Source organism: Stenotrophomonas sp. STEN021, assembly GCF_056760175.1.
The window spans coordinates 1-18,246 of record NZ_JBRREH010000095.1 but is presented as its reverse complement, the minus strand read 5'-3'; the positions used below and the strand labels follow the sequence as shown (position 1 = coordinate 18,246).

20 protein-coding genes and 1 other RNA gene are annotated in these 18,246 nt (G+C 64.2%); 16 read left to right on the top strand and 5 right to left on the bottom strand.

Features of this window, described 5'->3' with window-relative positions; genetic code table 11:
• Positions 1-506 precede the first annotated feature (506 nt).
• Positions 507-1,832, bottom strand: a complete 1,326-nt coding sequence (gene pepP, locus ACVOL0_RS17465; RefSeq protein ID WP_481550155.1) for a Xaa-Pro aminopeptidase — start codon at positions 1,830-1,832, stop codon at positions 507-509.
• Positions 1,833-1,840: 8 nt separating this feature from the next.
• Positions 1,841-2,386, bottom strand: a complete 546-nt coding sequence (locus ACVOL0_RS17460; RefSeq protein ID WP_481550154.1) for a YecA/YgfB family protein — start codon at positions 2,384-2,386, stop codon at positions 1,841-1,843.
• A 125-nt stretch (positions 2,387-2,511) separates the two neighbouring features.
• Between ACVOL0_RS17460 and ACVOL0_RS17455 the strand changes: the two genes are divergently transcribed.
• The 8 genes from ACVOL0_RS17455 (at position 2,512) to ACVOL0_RS17420 (ending at position 6,834) form a co-directional block, all read left to right on the top strand.
• On the top strand, positions 2,512-2,733 hold the full coding sequence (locus tag ACVOL0_RS17455) for a TIGR02449 family protein (RefSeq protein WP_282273125.1): 222 nt from the start codon (positions 2,512-2,514) through the stop codon (positions 2,731-2,733).
• The gene (locus ACVOL0_RS17450; protein ID WP_282273119.1) at positions 2,730-3,029 is read left to right on the top strand and encodes a cell division protein ZapA; all 300 of its coding nucleotides are present in this window, start codon (positions 2,730-2,732) and stop codon (positions 3,027-3,029) included. The genes ACVOL0_RS17455 and ACVOL0_RS17450 overlap by 4 nt, the downstream gene beginning before the upstream one ends.
• A gap of 85 nt (positions 3,030-3,114) precedes the next feature.
• Positions 3,115-3,299: non-coding RNA, 6S RNA (gene ssrS / locus ACVOL0_RS17445), on the top strand.
• Between the two features lie 207 nt (positions 3,300-3,506).
• Positions 3,507-4,097, top strand: coding sequence for a 5-formyltetrahydrofolate cyclo-ligase (locus ACVOL0_RS17440; RefSeq protein WP_481550153.1), 591 nt, complete (start codon positions 3,507-3,509; stop codon positions 4,095-4,097).
• Positions 4,094-4,576, top strand: coding sequence for an EVE domain-containing protein (locus ACVOL0_RS17435; protein WP_481550152.1), 483 nt, complete (start codon positions 4,094-4,096; stop codon positions 4,574-4,576). Before ACVOL0_RS17440 ends, ACVOL0_RS17435 begins: the two co-directional genes overlap by 4 nt.
• A gap of 113 nt (positions 4,577-4,689) precedes the next feature.
• Positions 4,690-5,337: a ribose-5-phosphate isomerase RpiA gene (gene rpiA, locus ACVOL0_RS17430; protein ID WP_057629081.1), complete on the top strand. Its 648-nt coding sequence runs from the start codon at positions 4,690-4,692 to the stop codon at positions 5,335-5,337.
• Between the two features lie 124 nt (positions 5,338-5,461).
• The gene (locus ACVOL0_RS17425; protein ID WP_481550151.1) at positions 5,462-5,920 is read left to right on the top strand and encodes a DUF192 domain-containing protein; all 459 of its coding nucleotides are present in this window, start codon (positions 5,462-5,464) and stop codon (positions 5,918-5,920) included.
• Between the two features lie 65 nt (positions 5,921-5,985).
• Positions 5,986-6,834, top strand: coding sequence for a SirB1 family protein (locus tag ACVOL0_RS17420; protein WP_481550150.1), 849 nt, complete (start codon positions 5,986-5,988; stop codon positions 6,832-6,834).
• 220 nt (positions 6,835-7,054) lie between these two features.
• Here ACVOL0_RS17420 and ACVOL0_RS17415 read toward each other — a convergent pair whose 3' ends face one another.
• On the bottom strand, positions 7,055-7,246 hold the full coding sequence (locus ACVOL0_RS17415; RefSeq protein ID WP_303747299.1) for a rubredoxin: 192 nt from the start codon (positions 7,244-7,246) through the stop codon (positions 7,055-7,057).
• Between the two features lie 69 nt (positions 7,247-7,315).
• On the opposite strand from ACVOL0_RS17415, the gene thiE reads away from it, so the two are divergent.
• Both thiE and hemL read left to right on the top strand, forming a co-directional pair.
• Complete coding sequence (thiE, locus tag ACVOL0_RS17410; RefSeq protein ID WP_481550149.1) at positions 7,316-7,942, top strand: thiamine phosphate synthase; 627 nt, start codon at positions 7,316-7,318, stop codon at positions 7,940-7,942.
• 153 nt (positions 7,943-8,095) lie between these two features.
• Positions 8,096-9,388 (top strand): glutamate-1-semialdehyde 2,1-aminomutase, encoded by a 1,293-nt coding sequence (gene hemL, locus ACVOL0_RS17405; protein ID WP_481550148.1) that lies wholly within the window; start codon positions 8,096-8,098, stop codon positions 9,386-9,388.
• 237 nt (positions 9,389-9,625) lie between these two features.
• On the opposite strand, the gene azu is transcribed toward hemL, so the two are convergent.
• Positions 9,626-10,078: an azurin gene (azu, locus tag ACVOL0_RS17400; protein ID WP_282271671.1), complete on the bottom strand. Its 453-nt coding sequence runs from the start codon at positions 10,076-10,078 to the stop codon at positions 9,626-9,628.
• A 137-nt stretch (positions 10,079-10,215) separates the two neighbouring features.
• On the opposite strand from azu, the gene ACVOL0_RS17395 reads away from it, so the two are divergent.
• From ACVOL0_RS17395 to ACVOL0_RS17375, 5 genes are all read left to right on the top strand, one after another.
• Complete coding sequence (locus ACVOL0_RS17395) at positions 10,216-10,812, top strand: HAD-IA family hydrolase (RefSeq protein WP_481550147.1); 597 nt, start codon at positions 10,216-10,218, stop codon at positions 10,810-10,812.
• A gap of 76 nt (positions 10,813-10,888) precedes the next feature.
• On the top strand, positions 10,889-12,007 hold the full coding sequence (locus ACVOL0_RS17390) for a type 1 glutamine amidotransferase domain-containing protein (protein ID WP_481550146.1): 1,119 nt from the start codon (positions 10,889-10,891) through the stop codon (positions 12,005-12,007).
• Positions 12,008-12,010: 3 nt separating this feature from the next.
• Entirely contained in the window at positions 12,011-12,709 is a 699-nt protein-coding gene (locus tag ACVOL0_RS17385) for a response regulator transcription factor (protein ID WP_481550145.1), read from the top strand.
• On the top strand, positions 12,706-13,998 hold the full coding sequence (locus tag ACVOL0_RS17380) for a sensor histidine kinase (protein WP_481550144.1): 1,293 nt from the start codon (positions 12,706-12,708) through the stop codon (positions 13,996-13,998). The genes ACVOL0_RS17385 and ACVOL0_RS17380 overlap by 4 nt, the downstream gene beginning before the upstream one ends.
• Positions 13,995-15,827, top strand: a complete 1,833-nt coding sequence (locus ACVOL0_RS17375; RefSeq protein WP_481550143.1) for a serine hydrolase domain-containing protein — start codon at positions 13,995-13,997, stop codon at positions 15,825-15,827. The genes ACVOL0_RS17380 and ACVOL0_RS17375 overlap by 4 nt, the downstream gene beginning before the upstream one ends.
• Positions 15,828-15,960: 133 nt before the next feature.
• Here ACVOL0_RS17375 and ACVOL0_RS17370 read toward each other — a convergent pair whose 3' ends face one another.
• The gene (locus tag ACVOL0_RS17370) at positions 15,961-17,190 is read right to left on the bottom strand and encodes an acetylornithine transaminase (RefSeq protein WP_481550156.1); all 1,230 of its coding nucleotides are present in this window, start codon (positions 17,188-17,190) and stop codon (positions 15,961-15,963) included.
• Positions 17,191-17,260: 70 nt separating this feature from the next.
• Between ACVOL0_RS17370 and ACVOL0_RS17365 the strand changes: the two genes are divergently transcribed.
• Complete coding sequence (locus ACVOL0_RS17365; RefSeq protein WP_481550142.1) at positions 17,261-18,124, top strand: ion transporter; 864 nt, start codon at positions 17,261-17,263, stop codon at positions 18,122-18,124.
• Positions 18,125-18,246 lie beyond the last annotated feature (122 nt).

The window sequence follows — 18,246 nt, the reverse complement described above, 5'->3', positions numbered from 1 at the left end:
GCCAAAGCCAAAGTCAAAGCCAAAGCCAAAGCCAAGCAAGTGCAAGTGCAAGTGCAGAGCTTTCGCCCGCCTTCGGCGCGCGAGCACACCTTTCTTTGCTTGTGCAAAGAAGAAGTAACCAAAAGAAGCGCTTTTCAACAGCCGAATGGCTGGTCAAGCACACCCTGCCTCCGCGCCCACGTCGCTTCGCGACGCGGGTCCACTCCGCCGCCGGGATTTTTCGACGATACATCCTTGTATCGTCGAAAAACGACGTGCGTCCTGCACGTCGCCCCATTCGGGGTCTTATCCGTCGGCTACGTCGCTGCGGAAGGGGCCCGGTAGGTCAAGAGCTTTAGAGCAACGGCAACAGCAACAGCAACCACAACCGCAAAAGCAACGGCTGGAGCAACGGCAGCTGCGCCCCTCCCATACCCTCCCCTACGCTTTGCGTAAGGGAGGGCAAGTACGAAGGCAAGTGCAGACGCACATGCAAAGACAACTGCTACAGCCGGGTCCCTTGTGCCTCAGCACTTGGCCATGAAGGCTTCAATCTCGTCGGCACTGCGCTCCAGCGCACCGGTCAACACACGGTGCCCGTCCTCGGTGATCAACACATCGTCCTCGATGCGGATCCCAATACCGCGCCAACGCGCCTCGACACTGCGATCGTCCGGCGAGATGTACAGGCCCGGCTCGATCGTGAACACCATGCCCGGCTCCAGCAGACGCGACTCGCCAGCTACCCGGTAATCGCCAACATCGTGCACATCCATGCCCAGCCAATGGCCGGTCTTGTGCCGGTAAAAACGCTGGTAATGACGCTCGATGATGTTCTCTTCCAGATCACCCTTCAGCAGACCCAGACGCAACAAACCCTCGGTCAATACTTCCACCGCCGCAAGATGCCCTTCCTCGTAGGCAATGCCCGGCTGCGCCTGCTCAAGGGCTGCGGCCTGCGCCGACAGCACCAGATCATGCAGCGCGCGCTGCTCCGCGCTGAAACGGCCATTGACCGGGAAGGTGCGGGTGATATCGCTGGCGTAACCGCGATACTCCGCACCCGCATCGATCAACACCAGATCACCATCGCGGCTACCGCTGTTGTTGTCGCGGTAATGCAGCACACAGGCATTCGCGCCAGCACCGACAATGCTGTTGTATGCAGAACAGGCATCCGCCGCGCGGAACTCACGCTCCAATTCCGCCTGCAGTTCGTACTCATGAATACCCGCCCGTGCTGCTCGCATCGCCGCGCGGTGCGCACGCACACTGATGTCGGCAGCTGCCTGCATCAGCACAATCTCGTCGGCACTCTTGTACAGGCGCTGCTCGTGCAACAGATGCCCCAGCTCCAGGAATTCATGCGGCGGTTGGGCACCATTGCGCACCTGCGAACGCACCCGGTTCACCCAACCGATCAACTTCAGGTCGAAGTCGGCATCGCGACCGAAGTGGTAGTACACCCGCGAACGTCCTTCCAGCAGGCCTGGCAGGATTTCGTCCAGGTCATCGATCGGATAGGCATCGTCCATACCGTAGTGCGATACCGCACCGTCCTGGCCTTCTCGCGGCCCATCCCAGGCTTCGCGGTCCGGGTCGCGCTCGCGGCAGAACAGGATCGCCTCACCGTGCTTGCGCCCCGGGATCAGTACCAGCACCGCCTCCGGCTCCTGGAAACCGCTCAGGTACCAGAAGTCCGAATCCTGCCGGTAGGGGTAGAACGTATCGTTGCTGCGCACCCGCTCCGGTGCCGCAGGCAATACCAGGATGGCGTCATCGCCGGCCGCTTCCATCAACTGCCGGCGGCGGCGGGCGTACTCGGCGGGGGTGATCCCGGACAGACGCTTCATCGCCAACCTCAGTTCAGGCTTTGCCGGTGACGCGAGCCCATCACGCAGTCGCCATGCAGCAACAGGGCGGCAACGCGCACGAACTCTTCGATCTCGGACAGTGCGTCCTCGTCTTCATCAGCGCTGTCGAACTCGTCGCTGGACGCTTGTGCCAGACGCGCCAGATCCTGCAGTGCTTCTTCGCCTTCTTCGCTCAACACAGGGCGCTTGCCCGAAGCCAGGCCAAAGCCCCCCAGGAACGCCCGGCACCACTCGAACAGCGCATCCGTACGCGCCTGCAGCGGTTCGGTGGCATCCACCAGCACCAGTTCGAAAGCGAAGTCACGGTCTTCCAGCTGCGCGACCGTTGCCTGCCGCAGCAGGTCCAGGGTGCTGCCGGGTTCCGGTGCCGGCAGGTTGTCGTCGGCCAGTACCTTGGCCAGCCATGCAGGCACATCGGCACCGCCTGCGGCCAACCAGCCGCACAGTCCGCCGTGGAGTTCGGCCGGGGAAGCAGCCAGGCCCAGCGACTGGCTGGCCTGGAGGATGTCGTTGACGGCGGGAAGGTCGGTCATGTCACTGATCTGTAAAGCGGAGAGGAACGCCGGCACCGGCAAGATGACGACGGCCGCACAGTGTAGCAACCGCGCTGCATACTCCTTCTTGACCAGCCCTCATCGCCATGCCTATCGTTCCAACCATGGACTCCTTCGACCCCGCTGGCCAGCTGTTGGCCCTAGCCTCCCGCCTCGAGCTGTTGCTTGAGCGCAACCAGCGGCTGAGCGATGAAAACCGCAGCCTGCGCCAGCAGCAGGAACAGCTGATCAGCGAACGCTCGCAATTGCTGACCAAGAACGAACAGGCCCGCTCCCGGGTGGAAGCCATGATCACCCGCCTCAAGTCGCTGGAGCAGCACACGTGAGCAACAACGAACCGGTCAGCGTCCATATCCTGGACCGCGAGTACACCGTTGGCGTCGAGCCCACCGAGCGCGAAAGCCTCACCGCGGCCGCGCGCGTGCTCGACGGCAAGATGCGCGAAATCCGCGGCAGCAACCGGATGGCGGCGGTCGACCGCATCGCGGTGTTGGCTGCACTTAATCTTGCGCATGAGTTGCAGCAGGTGCGCGATGAGCAGCTCGCCCAGCAGCAGCGTTTTCAATCAGCGATGAACGAGTTGAACCGGCGCCTGGACCTGGCCATCGACAACGCGCGTTGATCCAGCTGACCAACTCAGACAGATGAATCCGCAATTCGTGAAATACGGCTGCACGTAGCCGTGCAACCTCGCTATACTGGCGACGCGTTCTCTGCTGTGAACGACGGCGTGTGCAAACATTCGCCTTGTCCCTTAATTACGACCACGGGGGCGCGACGGAGCCGGGTGTGCAAGTCCGCCTTGTAGCGGGAAGCCCGATGGCCCCCCAGCGTTCCCACTTGAACCCCGGGTTCAAGGTCGTTTCGCACGCATCGTCACCGCGGAGAATGCAATATTCCAGAACGGCGCCTAACGGCGCCGTTCTTTTTTTGTCTTTTTTTCCTTCTCCCTCCGGGAGAAGGTGCCCCGAAGGGGCGGATGAGGGTGAGCGCGAAGCCTCATGTATGTTGATCTCACATCGCTTCACCCGCACCCTCTCCCCAACTCCTCTCCCGATGGGAGAGGGGCTTAAGCTCCCTGCCCGCAGACTTCTCCCCCATGACTGCCGATCCACGCCAACTCCTCCGCCAACAACTGCGCCAGCGCCGTCGCGATATTCCCGCTGCCGAACGCATCGCCGCAGCCGAAACCCTGGCCACGCACCTGCTGTCCCTGCCCTTCGCCGGGCTCAGTGGCCCCGTCGCCGGTTACTGGGCAATGGACGGCGAGATCGCCCTGCACCGCTGGCAGATGCAGCTGCCGCCACAGCAGACCTATTGCCTGCCGGTGCTGCACGGCAAGCTGCTGCGCTTCGCGCCGTGGCGGCCCGGGCAGGCATTGGTCAGCAACCGTTATGGCATTCCCGAACCCGATGTGGACCCTTCGCAGGCGCTGCGGCCGGAGGAAATGGCCTTGGTCGTCGCCCCGCTGGTGGGCTTCGATGACGGTGGCCGGCGGCTGGGCATGGGGGGCGGCTGGTATGATCGCAGCTTCGCATTTCGGCAGCGCCAGGCCGCGCCGCCGTGGCTGGTGGGGGTAGGTTTCTCCGCCCAGCAGGTGCCGTCATTGCCGGTCGAGGACTGGGATGTGGCGGTGGATGCCATCTGTACCGAGCAGGCCACTCTCTACCCGGAACCGTTGAACGCATGACCGCCCGCAAGCGCTATTGGCTGATGAAGTCCGAACCGGACGCCTTTTCCATCGACGACCTGCAGCGCGTAGGCACCGAACCGTGGAATGGCGTACGCAACTACCAGGCACGCAATTTCATGCGCGATGGCATGAAGGTCGGCGACGGCATCCTGTTCTACCACTCCAATACCAAGGTACCGGGCATCGTCGGCATTGCCACGGTGGCCAGCGAGGCCTACCCGGACGACACCCAGTTCGACCCCCAATCCGATTACCACGACCCCAAGAGCACACGCGAACAACCGCGCTGGATGCTGGTGGACGTGGGTTTTGAACGCAAGCTGGCGCAGGTGATCGCGCTGGACGAGATCAAGCTGCATGCCGAGGAGCTCGGCGAAGGTTTCCCGCTGACCGCCAAGGGCAACCGGCTGTCGGTGTTCCCGGTTACCGCCGCACAGTGGAAACTGCTGCTGTCGCTGGAAAAGAAAGCCAAATAACCCCCTCTTGTAGGAGCGGCGTCAGCCGCGAAGCTGACAAGCTTTCAGCTCCCCGGCTTCGCGGCTCACGCCGCTCCTACAAAAAACCCGTTTTCCAACTGATTGAGCCCACCATGTCCGAAGCCAAGCGCCTGGCCGCCGAAAAAGCCATCGAGTACGTCCAGAAGGGAATGATCGTCGGTGTCGGCACCGGTTCCACCGTTGCCTACTTCATCGAAGCCCTGGCCCGCATCAAGGACCAGATTGAAGGCGCGGTCTCCAGCTCGGACCAGAGCACCGCCCTGCTCAAGGGCCACGGCATCGAGGTGCTGGACCTGAACCACACCGGCGGCCTGTCGCTGTATGTGGACGGCGCCGATGAGTGCGACGGCAACAAGAACCTGATCAAGGGCGGCGGCGCCGCGTTGACCCGCGAGAAGATCATCGCCGAGGCCAGCAAGCAGTTCGTCTGCATCGTCGACCCGAGCAAGCAGGTCAAGGTGCTGGGCAAGTTCCCGCTGCCGGTGGAAGTGATCCCGATGGCACGCAGCCTGGTCGCCCGCGAGATCCTGGCCCTGACCGGCGGCCAGCCGGTATGGCGCGACGGCGTGGTCACCGACAACGGAAATCTGATTCTGGACGTGCACAACCTGGCCATCACCGACCCGGTGAAGCTGGAACAGCAGCTCAACCAGATCCCGGGCGTGGTCACGGTCGGCCTGTTTGCGCGCCGCCCGGCTGACGTGGTCATCATCGGCGGCGAGCCGCCGCAGGTGCTGTAACAGCGCTTGCTTTTGATTCGCCCTTCCCCCGTTTACGGGGGAAGGTGCCCGAAGGGCGGATGGGGGCAAGCTTTTGACTTCCCCAGCCGATCCGATGGTTCTCTTTCTCTGCCGGTCCCAACCCATGCCCAAATCATTCCTGCGCACCCTCCTCGCCCTTTCCCTGCTCGCCCTGGCCGGTTGCGCCAGCGCCGACGGCAAGCACTGGGTGGAACTGGCCGGCACTCGCTACAACGTGGAACTGGCGCAGAACGACGAAACCCGCGCCCGCGGCCTGATGTTCCGCGACCAGATGGACGCCGACCACGGCATGCTGTTCGTGCACGACCGCGAGGAACCGCAGGCCTATTGGATGAAGAACACCAGGATTCCGCTGGACATCCTCTATTTCGACAGCCAGCGCCGCCTGGTCGGTCAGCAGCGCGATGTGCCGCCGTGTTCGGCCGGCGACATGTGCCCGCCCTACCCAAGCTTCAACCCGGCCCTGTACGTGCTGGAGCTCAACGCCGGCCAGGCCGCCAAGCTCAAGCTGGAAGACGGCGCCGAGCTGACCTTCGGCCCAGGCATCGCCACCGGCAACTGACTGATACCCACAAATTGAACAGCGGCGCCCTTGAACCGGCGCCGCTTTGCCGCCAGTCTTGGGGCATGTCTGAAACCCGCATTACCCTGCCGCAGTGGGAAGAACTGGCCGGCTTGCCCGATGAGGCACTGCCGTTGCTGCCGACTGCCCTGCTGATCGCCCGCGACGAATACCCGCAGCTGGACCCGGCCGCCTACGACCGCGTACTGCAGGCCCATGCCGATCATCTACGGGTGGAAGTGGACGCCATTGGTGAATGGCCGCTCAAGGTTGCTGCCATCAACAACCACCTGTTCAACGAGGTCGGTTACAGCGGCGACAACGAGGAGTACTACGACCCGCGCAACAGCTACCTCAACGAGGTGTTCGAGCGTCGTCTGGGCAATCCGATTTCACTGGCCCTGGTACAGATCGAAGTCTCGCGCCGGCTCGGCCTGCCACTGGAAGGCATTTCCTTCCCCGGTCACTTCCTGGTGCGGCTGCCGGTGGAAGATGGCGTGCTGATCATGGACCCGTTCAACGGCGGCCGTCCATTGGGCGTGGATGAACTGCGCGAGCGCGCCCGCAGCAATCTGGGCGGTGAAACGCCCGATGACAACGTACTGGCACAGATTCTGGACCCGGCCCCGCACCGCGCCATCCTGATGCGCATGCTGCGCAACCTGCACGGCGTCTATGCCGAACGCGGCGAATGGGACCGTGCCGCACGCAGCGCCGACCGCATCCTCAAGCTGGCTCCCGAACAAGCCGATGCCGTGCGCGATCGCGGCCTGGCCTATATGCAGCTGGAGCATATGGCTGGCGCCCGCGCCGATCTGGCCCGCTATCTGAAGATGGCGCCGGAAGCCGCCGATGCCATCAGCATCCGCGAGCGTCTGGTTGAACTGGGTGGCGAAAGGCCGAGACTGCATTGAGCCTGGCTGCCTTGCCCAACCTTGTGGGAGCGGCGTAAGCCGCGAAGCCACTACAGCATCCGAAACCGGCGAAGATCCTGATCCGACCGAACACATGTGCCGGCATTCCGTGCACGAACCCGTTTTCGCCCTGACACCGCGTTGATCAATGGCTGCGGGTGCAGCAGTGGCTTCGCGGCTGACGCTGCTCCCACAAACCGCACAAGCCGCGCGCTGCGGCTCAATCCAGCTCGACCATCTCGAAGTCATCCTTGGTCACGCCGCAATCCGGGCAGGTCCAGGTGTCGGGCACGTCCTCCCAGCGCGTGCCCGGGGCGATGCCTTCTTCCGGCAAGCCGTCGGCCTCGCTGTAGATGAAGCCACAGACGACACACATCCAGTTGCGCAGGGTGGAGGCCGTAGCGTCGGACATCGGGGATAATCACCAGACAAAGAAGCGGCGTTGATTGTCACACTCCCCACGCCGTACCGGTAGCCATACATGACCCAGCTTGCCGACGCCCGTGGCGTCTACCTGATCACCCCCGACGAAACCGACAGCGCACGCCTGCTTGAACGGGTGCGTCCGCTGCTGGCCGGCACCAGCTGGCTGCAATACCGCAACAAAGCGGTCGATGCGCCCACCCGACTGGCCCAGGCCACTGCCCTGCAGGCGCTATGTGCCGAGTCCGGGGTGCCGCTGATCATCAACGACGATGCAGCCCTCGCCCAGCAGGTCGGTGCTGCCGGTGTGCATCTGGGGGAAGACGACGGCGACATCGCCGCCGCCCGTGCCCTGCTCGGCCCGCAGGCCATCATTGGTGCCTCCTGCTACGACGAGCTGGCCCTTGCCGAGCGTGCGGTTGCAGCGGGCGCCAGCTATGTGGCGTTTGGCGCATTCCATCCGACCCGCAGCAAGGTCACCACCCGCCGTGCCCACCCGGAGCTGCTGCGACAAAGCGCCGCACTGGGCGTGCCACGGGTAGCGATTGGCGGGTTGACCCCGGACAATAGCCGGGCTGTGGTGGACGCTGGTGCGGACCTGATCGCGGTGATCAGTGGCGTGTTCAGCGCGTCGGACCCGGTGGCGGCGCTGGAGGCTTATCGGCGCTGTTTCCAGCACGAATGACATGTTCCTTCTCCCTTCGGGAGAAGGTGCCCCGAAGGGGCGGATGAGGGTACGGGCGAAGCCAAGAGATTCGAGGCGAGCCCTACCCTCTCCCCAACCCCTCTCCCGAAGGGAGAGGGGCTTTGAATTGCTGCCTTATCCAGGAGTTTCACAATGAATCACGCCCAATCCCACGCCCTGTTCACGCGCGCACAGACGCTGCTGCCCGGTGGTGTCAATTCACCGGTGCGTGCGTTCAAGTCGGTCGGTGGCGAGCCCTTCTTCGTGCAGCGCGCCGATGGTGCCTACCTGCATGACGTGGATGGCAATGCCTACATCGACTACGTCGGCTCCTGGGGCCCGATGATCGTCGGCCACAACCACCCGACCGTGCGCGAGGCCGTGCAGCAGGCGATCGGCAATGGCCTGTCGTTCGGTGCGCCGTGCGCGGCCGAAGTGACCATGGCTGAGACCATCACCCAGCTGGTGCCGTCCTGCGAGATGGTGCGCATGGTCAACTCCGGCACCGAGGCCACACTGTCGGCGATCCGCCTGGCGCGCGGCGCCACCGGTCGCAACAAGATCGTCAAGTTCGAAGGCTGCTACCACGGCCATGGTGACTCCTTCCTGGTCAAGGCCGGCAGCGGCATGCTGACCCTTGGCGTGCCGACTTCGCCGGGCGTACCGGCCGGACTGAGCGAACTCACCCTCACCCTGCCCTACAACGATTTCGAAGCGGCTACCGCCTTGTTCGAGCAGCAGGGCGCGGATATCGCCGGCCTGATCATCGAACCGGTGGTCGGCAACGCCAACTGCATTCCGCCGCGCGAGGGCTACCTGCAGCACCTGCGCGCCCTGTGCACGCAGCACGGCGCATTGCTGATCTTCGACGAAGTGATGACCGGCTTCCGTGTTGCCCTGGGCGGTGCGCAGGCGTACTACGGCATCACTCCGGACCTGAGCACCTTCGGCAAGGTCATCGGCGGCGGCATGCCGGTAGGCGCCTATGGCGGCCGCCGCGAGCTGATGTCGCAGATCGCACCGGCCGGCCCGATCTACCAAGCTGGCACGCTGAGCGGCAACCCGGTAGCGATGGCTGCCGGCTTGGCGATGCTGCAACTGGTGCAGGCGCCGGGTTTCCACGAGCGCCTTGCGGCGGCAACCAACACGCTCTGTGATGGCCTGGAAGCGGCAGCGCGCGAGGCCGGCGTGGCCGTGACCACCAATCGCGTCGGCGGCATGTTCGGCCTGTTCTTCAGCAGCGAGAAGGTCGAGACCTATGCGCAGGCCACCGCCTGCGACATCAAGGCCTTCAACGTGTTCTTCCACGCCATGCTGGAGCGTGGCGTGTTCCTGGCCCCGTCCGCCTACGAGGCCGGCTTCCTGTCCAGCGCGCATGACGATGCGGTGATCGAAGCCACGCTGGTTGCAGCGCGTGAGGCGTTCAAGGTGGTTGCTGCCGGTTGATCCTGCAGCGGATAACGCTGTTCGTCCTGACGAAGCAGCGTTATCCGAAACGGCTGCTGCAGCTTTTTGTAGGAGCGGCGTAAGCCGCGAAGCACGCGACATCATCAGGTTGCACAGAGGCCGGTGGCTGAAGCAAGGTCAGCTTCGCGGCTTACGCCGCTCCTACAAAAAGCCGGCCTGCGCGACACCAAGGTAGCCCGGGGCCGCGCAGCGCACCCGAGCTTCAAAACGTATCAATCACCCAAAAACCAGCTTGCCCTTCATCATTCCCCAGTGCCCCGGGAACGAGCAGAAGAAGGTGTAGTCACCACCACGCGTCAATTTGCTGGTCGCAAAGCGCACCTGCGTGGTCTGCCCGCCACCGATCACCGGCGTGAACGCGATCACCCGCGCATCATTCTTCGGCAGATAGCTGTCTGCCAGCGTCGAACGCATGCCGGCCGTGGCCACCTGCTGGAAATCCGGCGTGCGCGTCAGCACCCAGTTATGCCCCATCGCGGTAGCCGGCATCCTGCCGGTGTGCTTCAGGGTCAGGTCCACCTGCGTGCAATCGGCGGCAACCCGGATCTGCGGCACGGAGAACTGCATGCGGTCGTTGCTTTCGATGGTGACCGCACAGGTACGGGCCAGCGCAGGCGCGGCGGGCAACAGGCCGGCAAGGGCCAACAACAGCAGGCTGGAACGCTTCACGGTGAACTCCACGCTATGACAACCAAAGTGTCCTGATTCTAGGCAAATGTGTCTGATTTCACCTGTGACGCGATGTCGCAGGCTGCACACCGATGCCATGCCAGCGATACTGCAGCCCCACCCCAGCCTTGCCATCAATGCAACGACCGCACGCATTACTGCTGGATTTCGACGGTCTGCTCGCCGACTACGACCACCGTATCCATCTGCGCCAGCTTGCCGAAGCTGCCGGCTGCACACCCGAGCAGGTGGACGCGGCTTTGCGCACGGATGGGCTTGAGTTCGCCCATGCCCGTGGTGAGCTGGATGGTGAGCAGTTGCTGCAGGCATTGAATCAACGCCTTGGCAGCGCATTGGGTGCGCCACACTGGCATGCCGCACGACTCGCTGCGACCAAGCTGCGTAGCGATTGCACAGCAGTACTGGAGCGCGTGCATGCAGATGTGCAGGTTGCGGTACTGACCAACAATGGCCTGCTGACGCGACCGGTGATCGAGCAGTTGCTCGGCGGCCGTCGTGTGCTCTGCAGCGCGGCGCTAGGCGTTCGCAAGCCAGACCCAGCGGCGTATCTGGCGGCCTGCGCGGCGCTCGGCTGCGTACCGGAGCGAAGCCTGTTCGTCGACCATTTGTTCCGCAATGTGCAGGGTGCGCGCGAAGCCGGGCTGCATGCCGATACCGCGTTTCACGCGCAGTCGCTACGACGCCTGCTCAAGCGCCATCACCTGCTGCGCTGACCTGGCTTCTCGACGCGATTGAAATTCATTTGATATCCGTTGGCGACACTGGCCTCCCAAGCCACTGGAGCCACCAATGAATCTGCCCACACGACTATTGCTGTCCCTCCTGCTGCTCGCACCTGCATTGCCACAACCTGCATCGGCCGCAACCGACAAGGTGCTGATCGTAGTCAGCGGCGAAGGCAAGGATGCCGGCAAGCAGCGCCCGGGCTACGAGTTCGACGAGCTGTCGCAGGCCTGGCTGGTATTCAAGACCAACGGCCTGCAGGTGGAGGTCGCCAGCCCCAAGGGCGGCGCGGTGGAGGCCGACAAGTACAACCCGGACGAGCCCTTCAACGCCGCCTTGCTGGCCGATGCACAGGCGGTGCGGCAACTCGCCGACACCATGCCCACCACCGCGGTGAACGCCTCCGACTACGCCGCCGTGTATGTGGTCGGAGGCAAGGGTGCGATGTTCGACCTGCCCCGCGACCAGGCATTGCAGCAGTTGTTGGGCAAGGTCTGGGACAACGGCGGCATCGTGGCCGCGGTCTGCCACGGTCCGGCCGCCTTGGCCGAGGTACGGCTGGCCGATGGCAGCCTGCTCGTCGCTGGCCGCCAACTCACCGGCTTCAGCAATGAGGAGGAAGCGGTATTCGGCAAGAAGTGGGCGGCCCAGTTCCCGTGGCTGCTCGAAGACGCGCTGCGACAGCGCGGCGCGCAGTGGCAGGAAGCGCCATTGATGATGCCGAAGCTGGTGGTCGATGGCCGCTTGATCACCGGCCAGAACCCGTACTCCACCACCGCCGTGGCAGAAGCCATCGTGCGGGCGACAGGTCGCACACCGGTCGCCCGCACACCGTGGCGCGATGAGACCAGCATGGCCCTGGTGGAACGCCTGCTCAGCGGCGACGTGCAAGAAGCGCACGCTGCACTAGCTGCCGATGTCTCGCGCCATCACGTAGAGCTGATCGGCATCCTCGGCTACTACCAGGCACAAGCCGCAGCCAACGATGCCGCCCTGGAGCAGGCCTTGCAGGTCATGGAACTGGCCTTGCCACACATGCAGGAGGCACAACTGAAACTTGCCGCTGCCCAAGCCCACCTCAAGCTCAAGCGACCGGCGCAGGCACGCACCCTGGTACTCCAGGCACTGGCAGGCAATCCCGGGCTGGAACAGGCTCAAGCCCTCCTGCGACAGATTGACGGTTGAACCATGCCCCTGCCCGCCCTCCGCATCCTGGTGATCGAGGACAACCGCCTGCTGCGCGACAACCTGCAAGCGTTGCTGTCCGCACACGGTTTCCGCGCCAGCTTCGCAGCCGACGGCCGCAGCGGCCTGCAGATGGCGCTGGCCGAACCGCCGGACGTAATGGTGCTGGACCTGGGCCTGCCCGGCCTTGACGGGTTGCAGGTCTGCCAGCGTCTGCGCGCCGAATCCGACCGGCATGTCCCGATCCTGATGCTGACCGCACGCGATGCGCTGGACGACCGCCTGCTCGGCTTCCGCAGCGGCGCCGATGATTACCTGGTCAAGCCCTTCGCTGGTGAGGAACTGGTGGCCCGCTGCCTGGCCTTGTCGCAACGCCATCGCGCCGGGCGCGAACACGTGTTGTGCATCGGCAGCCTGCGGATCGATCGTCGCAGCCACAGCGCGCAACGCCATGGCCAGCACATCGAGCTGCACCAGACCAGTTTCGACATCCTGCTGGCGCTGGCCGAAGCATGGCCGCGCACGCTGACCCGCAGCGAGCTGGTGCAACGCCTCTGGGGCGATACGCCACCCGACTCGGACCCGTTGCGCACGCACCTCTATCTGTTGCGCCAAATGCTGGACAAACCTTTTGCCACGCCAATGCTGAAGACCGTGCATGGCGTCGGCTTCCGCCTTGAGTCCGATGAGGGCATACCGTGACGAATACATCCCCGGCACCACGCAAGCGCCTGCGTAACCGGCTGATGCTGGTCTTCGCCGGCTTCACGCTGGTGGTCGCCGCACTGTTCGGCCTGTACGTGGCAGTGTTCGCCTATGCGGTTGAGGACATGTTCTTCAACGGACTGCTGGAACGCGAAGCCAGCGAACAGCTGCAGCATCATGCGCAGACCGGTGCATGGAAGGCACCACGCGAATCATGGATGCAGGTGATCGAGTCCGCGGCACAACTGCCCGGCAGCATCGCCAGTACGCTTGCGCGCGAACCGCGTCGGCGTGAGTTCCCGGGCAGCGACGGCCGTCACTATCATCTGCAGCGCCTGCAGCCAGATGCCGGTGCCGAACCGGCCTGGTTGTTGGCCGAGGTGAGCCAGTTGCTGGTTGTTCGGCCACAGCGCGCGGGTTTGTTGCAGCTGCTGGCCTGGTCTGGCGTGGCGGTGATTGCGCTGGCCCTGCTGCTCGGCGCATGGCTGGCACGTCGCACTACCGCACCGCTGTCGCGGCTTGCCCAGCTTATCGATAGCGCTGAGCCCGATCACCTGCCTGCCGTGCATGCGCAACGCTTTGCAGACGACGAAGTCGGCGTGCTGGCGCGTGGACTGGAGGCCTTGATCACCCGCATCCGTGCCTTCGTCATACGCGAACGTGAGTTCACCCGCGATGCCAGCCATGAACTGCGCACGCCGTTGGCAGTCATACGCGGAACCACCGAACGTCTGGCCCGTGATCCGTCGCTGTCGCCTGCGACACTGCAGGGGCTTTCACACATTCGTCTGTCCACGCTGCAGCTGGAGCAAACGGTCAGCATGCTATTGGCGCTAGCCCGCGAACAGGCGGTGCCTGCCACTGGCGAGCCGAACCGATTGTTGCCGGTGATCGAGCGCGTGATTGTCGAGCAATCGCCACTGCTGGACGACAAGCAGATCGAGCTGGATATCGACGTCCCGTTTGCCGCAAACAGCACACTGCCAATGACAGTGCTGCAGGTATTGCTCGCCAACCTGGTTGGCAACGCCTTCGCCCACACAACCGCCGGCACGATACGCATTGCCGCTGAAGACGAACAGCTGCGCATCAGCAACCCCGGTGATGGCATCAGCGACCAGGCACTGGATGCCTTCAGCAAGGGAGCGAACAGCACCGGCTTCGGACTGGGGCTGGCGATCGTGCAACGGCTTTGCGAGCGGCACAGCATTGCCTTGGACATCCGCCACGATGACGGACTGACGTCGGTCGCCTTCCCGCTCATGCCAGCGCCAGTCACGCCATGAAGACCCTTGTGCAGATTCTTCTGCTATGCGCATCCCTCTCGACGGCGCCTTTTGCTGCAGCCTATGACAGAGGCCAACTGCGTGCCGACATGCAGCGCATCCTTGATGAGGAAGGACTGCAAGGCGCGGTCTGGGCCACCGTCGCTGCAGATGGCAGCATGGCAAGTGGTGCCGCAGGCGTACGTGACGCTGCCACCCGCTCACCCATGCAGGCCTCCACGCATGTACATGTCGGCTCGGTTACCAAGGCCGTGCTTGCCATTGGCGTGTTGCGTCTGGTCAGTCAAGGTCGCCTATCCTTGCAAGCACCGGTCACGGAGGTGGTTCCGGCAATCGGCTTTGATAATCCATGGGAATCCACGCACCCAGTACGCGTGCACCACCTGCTTGCGCATACGGCTGGCCTGGAGAACCTCAAGCTCGGCCAGTTCTTCAGTCTTCGCGCGACGGCTGACGTGCCATTGGCCACTGCATCCGGAACGGACCGCGCGCCACTACGCATCCTCAGCCAACCTGGCAGCCGCTTCAGCTACTCCAACGTCGGTTATACCGTGCTTGGACAAGTGATCGAGGCCGTCAGCGGCGAACGCTACGAAACCTGGATGAACCGGGAAGTGCTGGCTGCGCTGGGCATGCGAGACAGTACCTTCAGCTACACCACGCAGACCGGTTCGCAGGCAGACCCGCATCTTGCGATGGGCCACTTTGAGCAGGCGCGCCCCGCACCGGCCGTACCCACGTTTCTACGCCCCGCCGCGCAACTGACCACCACCGCCGGCGACATGGCGCTGTTTGCCAGCTTCCTGCTTGGCGACGGCAGCAATGCGGGACAGCCCTTCATCGCAATGGAACTGATGGAAGCATTGACCGTACCGGCCGGAACCGAGGCCGTGCGCGCTGGCCTTCCGCTCGGCCATGGGCTGGTGCTGGTTGGGCGCGACCGACACGGTCAGGTAGGCGGCTGCCATCCCGGCAACACCGTCGGCTACTGGGCGATGCTATGCGTGTTTCCACAGCAGCGCAGTGCCTTTTTCGTCGCCACCAACACCGACAACGAGGACGCCGAGAACGAAAGACTCAACCAGCGGCTTGTCGAAGCACTTGCACTGCCACCCATCGCTCCGGCGCACGCCGCTTCGCCCATTCAAACTTCGCTGTCAGAGTGGGACGGCCTGTACATCCGCTCACCGCAGGCAATGCCTGCGATCGCTCCGCTGCAGGCGCTGACGGAATTCGTTCGCGTGGACACGCTCGGGGGCAAACTCCGCCTACGCTCTCTGTCCAGAGAAGCACAGTTGCTGCAGCCGCTCGGCAACCGGCTATTCCGGGCGGACGGCCGGGTTCAACCCTCGCATGCACTGTTGATTGGTGAAGACGGTCGACGTGTTCTGAGCGACGGGCTGCGCAGCCATGTGCAGGTTCCTGCCTGGCGCATCATTGTGCCCGGGCTGCTGCTGTCCATTGCCATCGTCGGCGTTGTCATCATGATGCTGGCCGGTGCTATGTTCGCGATCCGCGGAAGGCTGCGCTGGCAGAACCCGATTTTCCTGCCTTTCCTGGCTGGTGCAGCCTGGCTGCTGCCAATCGCTTTGCTCTATCGGCAATCCCTACTGGAGCTGGGTGACCGGACTGTGGCGAGCATCACGCTGGCCAGCGCGAGCTTGCTGCTGCCGCTGGCGCTGGTAGCAGGAACGGCCGTGGGGCTGCATGGATGGCGGCGCGCCGACCGAGGTACGCGGCTGCTGACAGCATGCTTGTTGGCGACCCTGCCCGGCGTTGGACTGCTGGTTGCATGGCAGTTGCTGCCATTGCGGCTGTGGCTGCTGTAAATGCCAGCGTCCCGACCTTTGTACTGACTCAAACCACAGATACACGATGCCCCCGAGTGACCGCTACACGCGGGACAGGTCGGGGGCATCGAGTTTCCGCAGCACTGTACTCGCCAGCACTACACAGCTTGCTTCAGCTGCGCGAGTCCATATAAGCCGCAATAGCCTCGCGCACACGCTTCAGGCCTTCGGCCACTTCTTCCTCGGTGATGTTCAGCGCCGGCACGAAGCGCAGCACGCTGGTGCCAGCCTGCAGGATCAGCACCTGCTTCTCAGCCGCCAGATCCAGCAGCACGCCGATGTCAGCCACGTAGTCGGGCTTGAGCACCGCGCCCAGCATCAGGCCCATGCCGCGCACCTGCTCGAACACGCCGAACTCTTCGCCGATGGCTTCCAGACCGGCTTTCAGTGCGGCCGACTGGCGCACGACGTTGGCCTTGATCTCGTCGGACGACAGCTTGCGCAACGCCACGCGAGCAACCGCCGCCGCCAGCGGGTTGCCGCCGAAGGTGCTGCCGTGTGCGCCAACGCCCATGATGTCGGCGACCTTGGGGCCGGCCAGCATCGCGCCGATCGGGAAGCCGCCGCCCAGCGCCTTGGCCAGGGTGACGATGTCCGGGGTCACACCCCAGTTCCAGTGCGCGAACAGCTCGCCGGTACGGCCCATGCCGACCTGGATTTCATCCAGCACCATCAACGCATCGTGCTGGTCGCACAGCTCGCGGGCGCGACGCATGAACTCGGCACTGGCCGGCATCACCCCGCCCTCGCCCTGCACCGGCTCGAACATCACCGCGGCCACGTCGCCACCGGCCATCGCTTGTTCAAGCTGGGCGACATCGTTGAAATCGACATAACGGAAGCCACCGGGCAGCGGCTCGTAACCTTCCTGGTACTTCGGCTGGGCGGTAGCGGTGACCGTGGCCAGGGTGCGGCCATGGAAGCTGCCGCGGAAGGTGACGATGAAACGCTTGTCCGGGCCACGGCCCTGGGCGCTGGCCCACTTGCGAACCAGCTTGATCGCCACTTCATTGGCTTCGGCGCCGGAATTGCACAGGAACACGCGCTTGGCGAAGCGCGAGGCGTCCACCAGCTCCTGTGCCAGATGCAGCGGCGGCTCGCTGTAGAACATGTTGCTGGTGTGCCAGAGCTTGTCGGCCTGCTCGAACAGGGCAGCCTTCAGGTCCGGGTTGTTGTGGCCCAGGCTGCACACCGCGATGCCGGCGGCCAGGTCGATGAACTCGCGACCCTGCGTATCCCACAGTCGGGCGCCCTGACCACGCTCCAGCACCAGCTGGCGCGGGCGGTAGACCGGCAGGTAGTAATTGGACAGGGACAACAGCGGCTCGACGACAGCGGTCATGGCGTTCCAGATCAGTGGGTGTGAACGGTGCATTGTCCTCCATTCCGTGGGCCTGCGGCACAATGGGTACATGCGACTGTTCTCTGCCCCCCAACTGAACCCGGCCAGCGACAGCGGTTGGCGCCGCCGCTGGTTCGACATCATCCACCGCACCGACACCCCGCCCTCGCGCCGCTTCGACCTGCTGCTGGTCTGGGCCATCTTGGCCAGCGTGCTGGTGGTGATGTTCGACAGCGTGCAGCGCATCCACGTGGCCTGGGCCACTGGCTTCTACATCGTCGAATGGGGTTTCACCCTGCTGTTCACCGCCGAGTACGTGCTGCGCCTGCTGGTGGTGCGGCGGCCACTGCGCTATGCGTTCAGCATCTGGGGCATCATCGACCTGCTGGCGATCCTGCCGTCCTATATCTCCTTCTTCATCCCCGGCACCCAGAGCCTGCTGGTGGTGCGTGTGCTGCGCCTGCTGCGGGTATTCCGCATCCTCAAGCTGACCCGCTACATCGAGGAAAGCGGCGTGCTGATGGCGGCGCTGTGGCGCAGCCGGCGCAAGATCCTGTTGTTCCTGTCGATGGTGGTGACCATCGCCATCATCGCCGGCGCCTTGATGTACGTGATCGAAGGCCCGCAGTACGGCTTCAGCAATATCCCGACCAGCATGTACTGGGCGGTGGTGACGATGGCCACGGTGGGTTTTGGCGACATCGTCCCGCATACCACCCTGGGGCGTTTCATCACCTCGGCACTGATCCTGATCGGCTACAGCATCCTGGCCGTGCCGACCGGTATCTACACCGCCGAGCTGGCCGGCAACATGCTGCGCGAAAGCCGTCACGACAACCGCGGCTGCCCGGTCTGCGGGCATGAGGGCCACGAGTTCAAGGCGCAGTACTGCAATCGCTGCGGGCATGTGCTGCCGGAGCATCTGGAGCATTGAGCTGCTTCGCGCAGCTTGTGGGAGCGGCGGTAGTGCCGAGCCATGCTCGGCAGCGGCTTTACCGGTAGAGCCCACCTGTAGTGCCGAGCCATGCTCGGCAGCGGTACCCCCGATAAGGCCCC

Excerpts from the sequence above, each read along its gene's own strand:
- ACVOL0_RS17375 (WP_481550143.1), top strand. The coding sequence starts at position 13,995 with ATGAAGACCCTTGTGCAGATTCTTCTGCTATGCGCATCCCTCTCGACG.
- ACVOL0_RS17385 (WP_481550145.1), top strand. The coding sequence starts at position 12,011 with ATGCCCCTGCCCGCCCTCCGCATCCTGGTGATCGAGGACAACCGCCTG.
- ACVOL0_RS17440 (WP_481550153.1), top strand. The coding sequence starts at position 3,507 with ATGACTGCCGATCCACGCCAACTCCTCCGCCAACAACTGCGCCAGCGC.
- ACVOL0_RS17365 (WP_481550142.1), top strand. The coding sequence starts at position 17,261 with ATGCGACTGTTCTCTGCCCCCCAACTGAACCCGGCCAGCGACAGCGGT.
- ACVOL0_RS17415 (WP_303747299.1), bottom strand. The coding sequence starts at position 7,246 with ATGTCCGACGCTACGGCCTCCACCCTGCGCAACTGGATGTGTGTCGTC.
- ACVOL0_RS17425 (WP_481550151.1), top strand. The coding sequence starts at position 5,462 with ATGCCCAAATCATTCCTGCGCACCCTCCTCGCCCTTTCCCTGCTCGCC.
- ACVOL0_RS17395 (WP_481550147.1), top strand. The coding sequence starts at position 10,216 with ATGCAACGACCGCACGCATTACTGCTGGATTTCGACGGTCTGCTCGCC.
- ACVOL0_RS17460 (WP_481550154.1), bottom strand. The coding sequence starts at position 2,386 with ATGACCGACCTTCCCGCCGTCAACGACATCCTCCAGGCCAGCCAGTCG.
- ACVOL0_RS17370 (WP_481550156.1), bottom strand. The coding sequence starts at position 17,190 with ATGACCGCTGTCGTCGAGCCGCTGTTGTCCCTGTCCAATTACTACCTG.
- pepP (WP_481550155.1), bottom strand. The coding sequence starts at position 1,832 with ATGAAGCGTCTGTCCGGGATCACCCCCGCCGAGTACGCCCGCCGCCGC.
- ACVOL0_RS17390 (WP_481550146.1), top strand. The coding sequence starts at position 10,889 with ATGAATCTGCCCACACGACTATTGCTGTCCCTCCTGCTGCTCGCACCT.
- ACVOL0_RS17455 (WP_282273125.1), top strand. The coding sequence starts at position 2,512 with ATGGACTCCTTCGACCCCGCTGGCCAGCTGTTGGCCCTAGCCTCCCGC.
- ACVOL0_RS17420 (WP_481550150.1), top strand. The coding sequence starts at position 5,986 with ATGTCTGAAACCCGCATTACCCTGCCGCAGTGGGAAGAACTGGCCGGC.
- ACVOL0_RS17435 (WP_481550152.1), top strand. The coding sequence starts at position 4,094 with ATGACCGCCCGCAAGCGCTATTGGCTGATGAAGTCCGAACCGGACGCC.
- rpiA (WP_057629081.1), top strand. The coding sequence starts at position 4,690 with ATGTCCGAAGCCAAGCGCCTGGCCGCCGAAAAAGCCATCGAGTACGTC.
- thiE (WP_481550149.1), top strand. The coding sequence starts at position 7,316 with ATGACCCAGCTTGCCGACGCCCGTGGCGTCTACCTGATCACCCCCGAC.
- hemL (WP_481550148.1), top strand. The coding sequence starts at position 8,096 with ATGAATCACGCCCAATCCCACGCCCTGTTCACGCGCGCACAGACGCTG.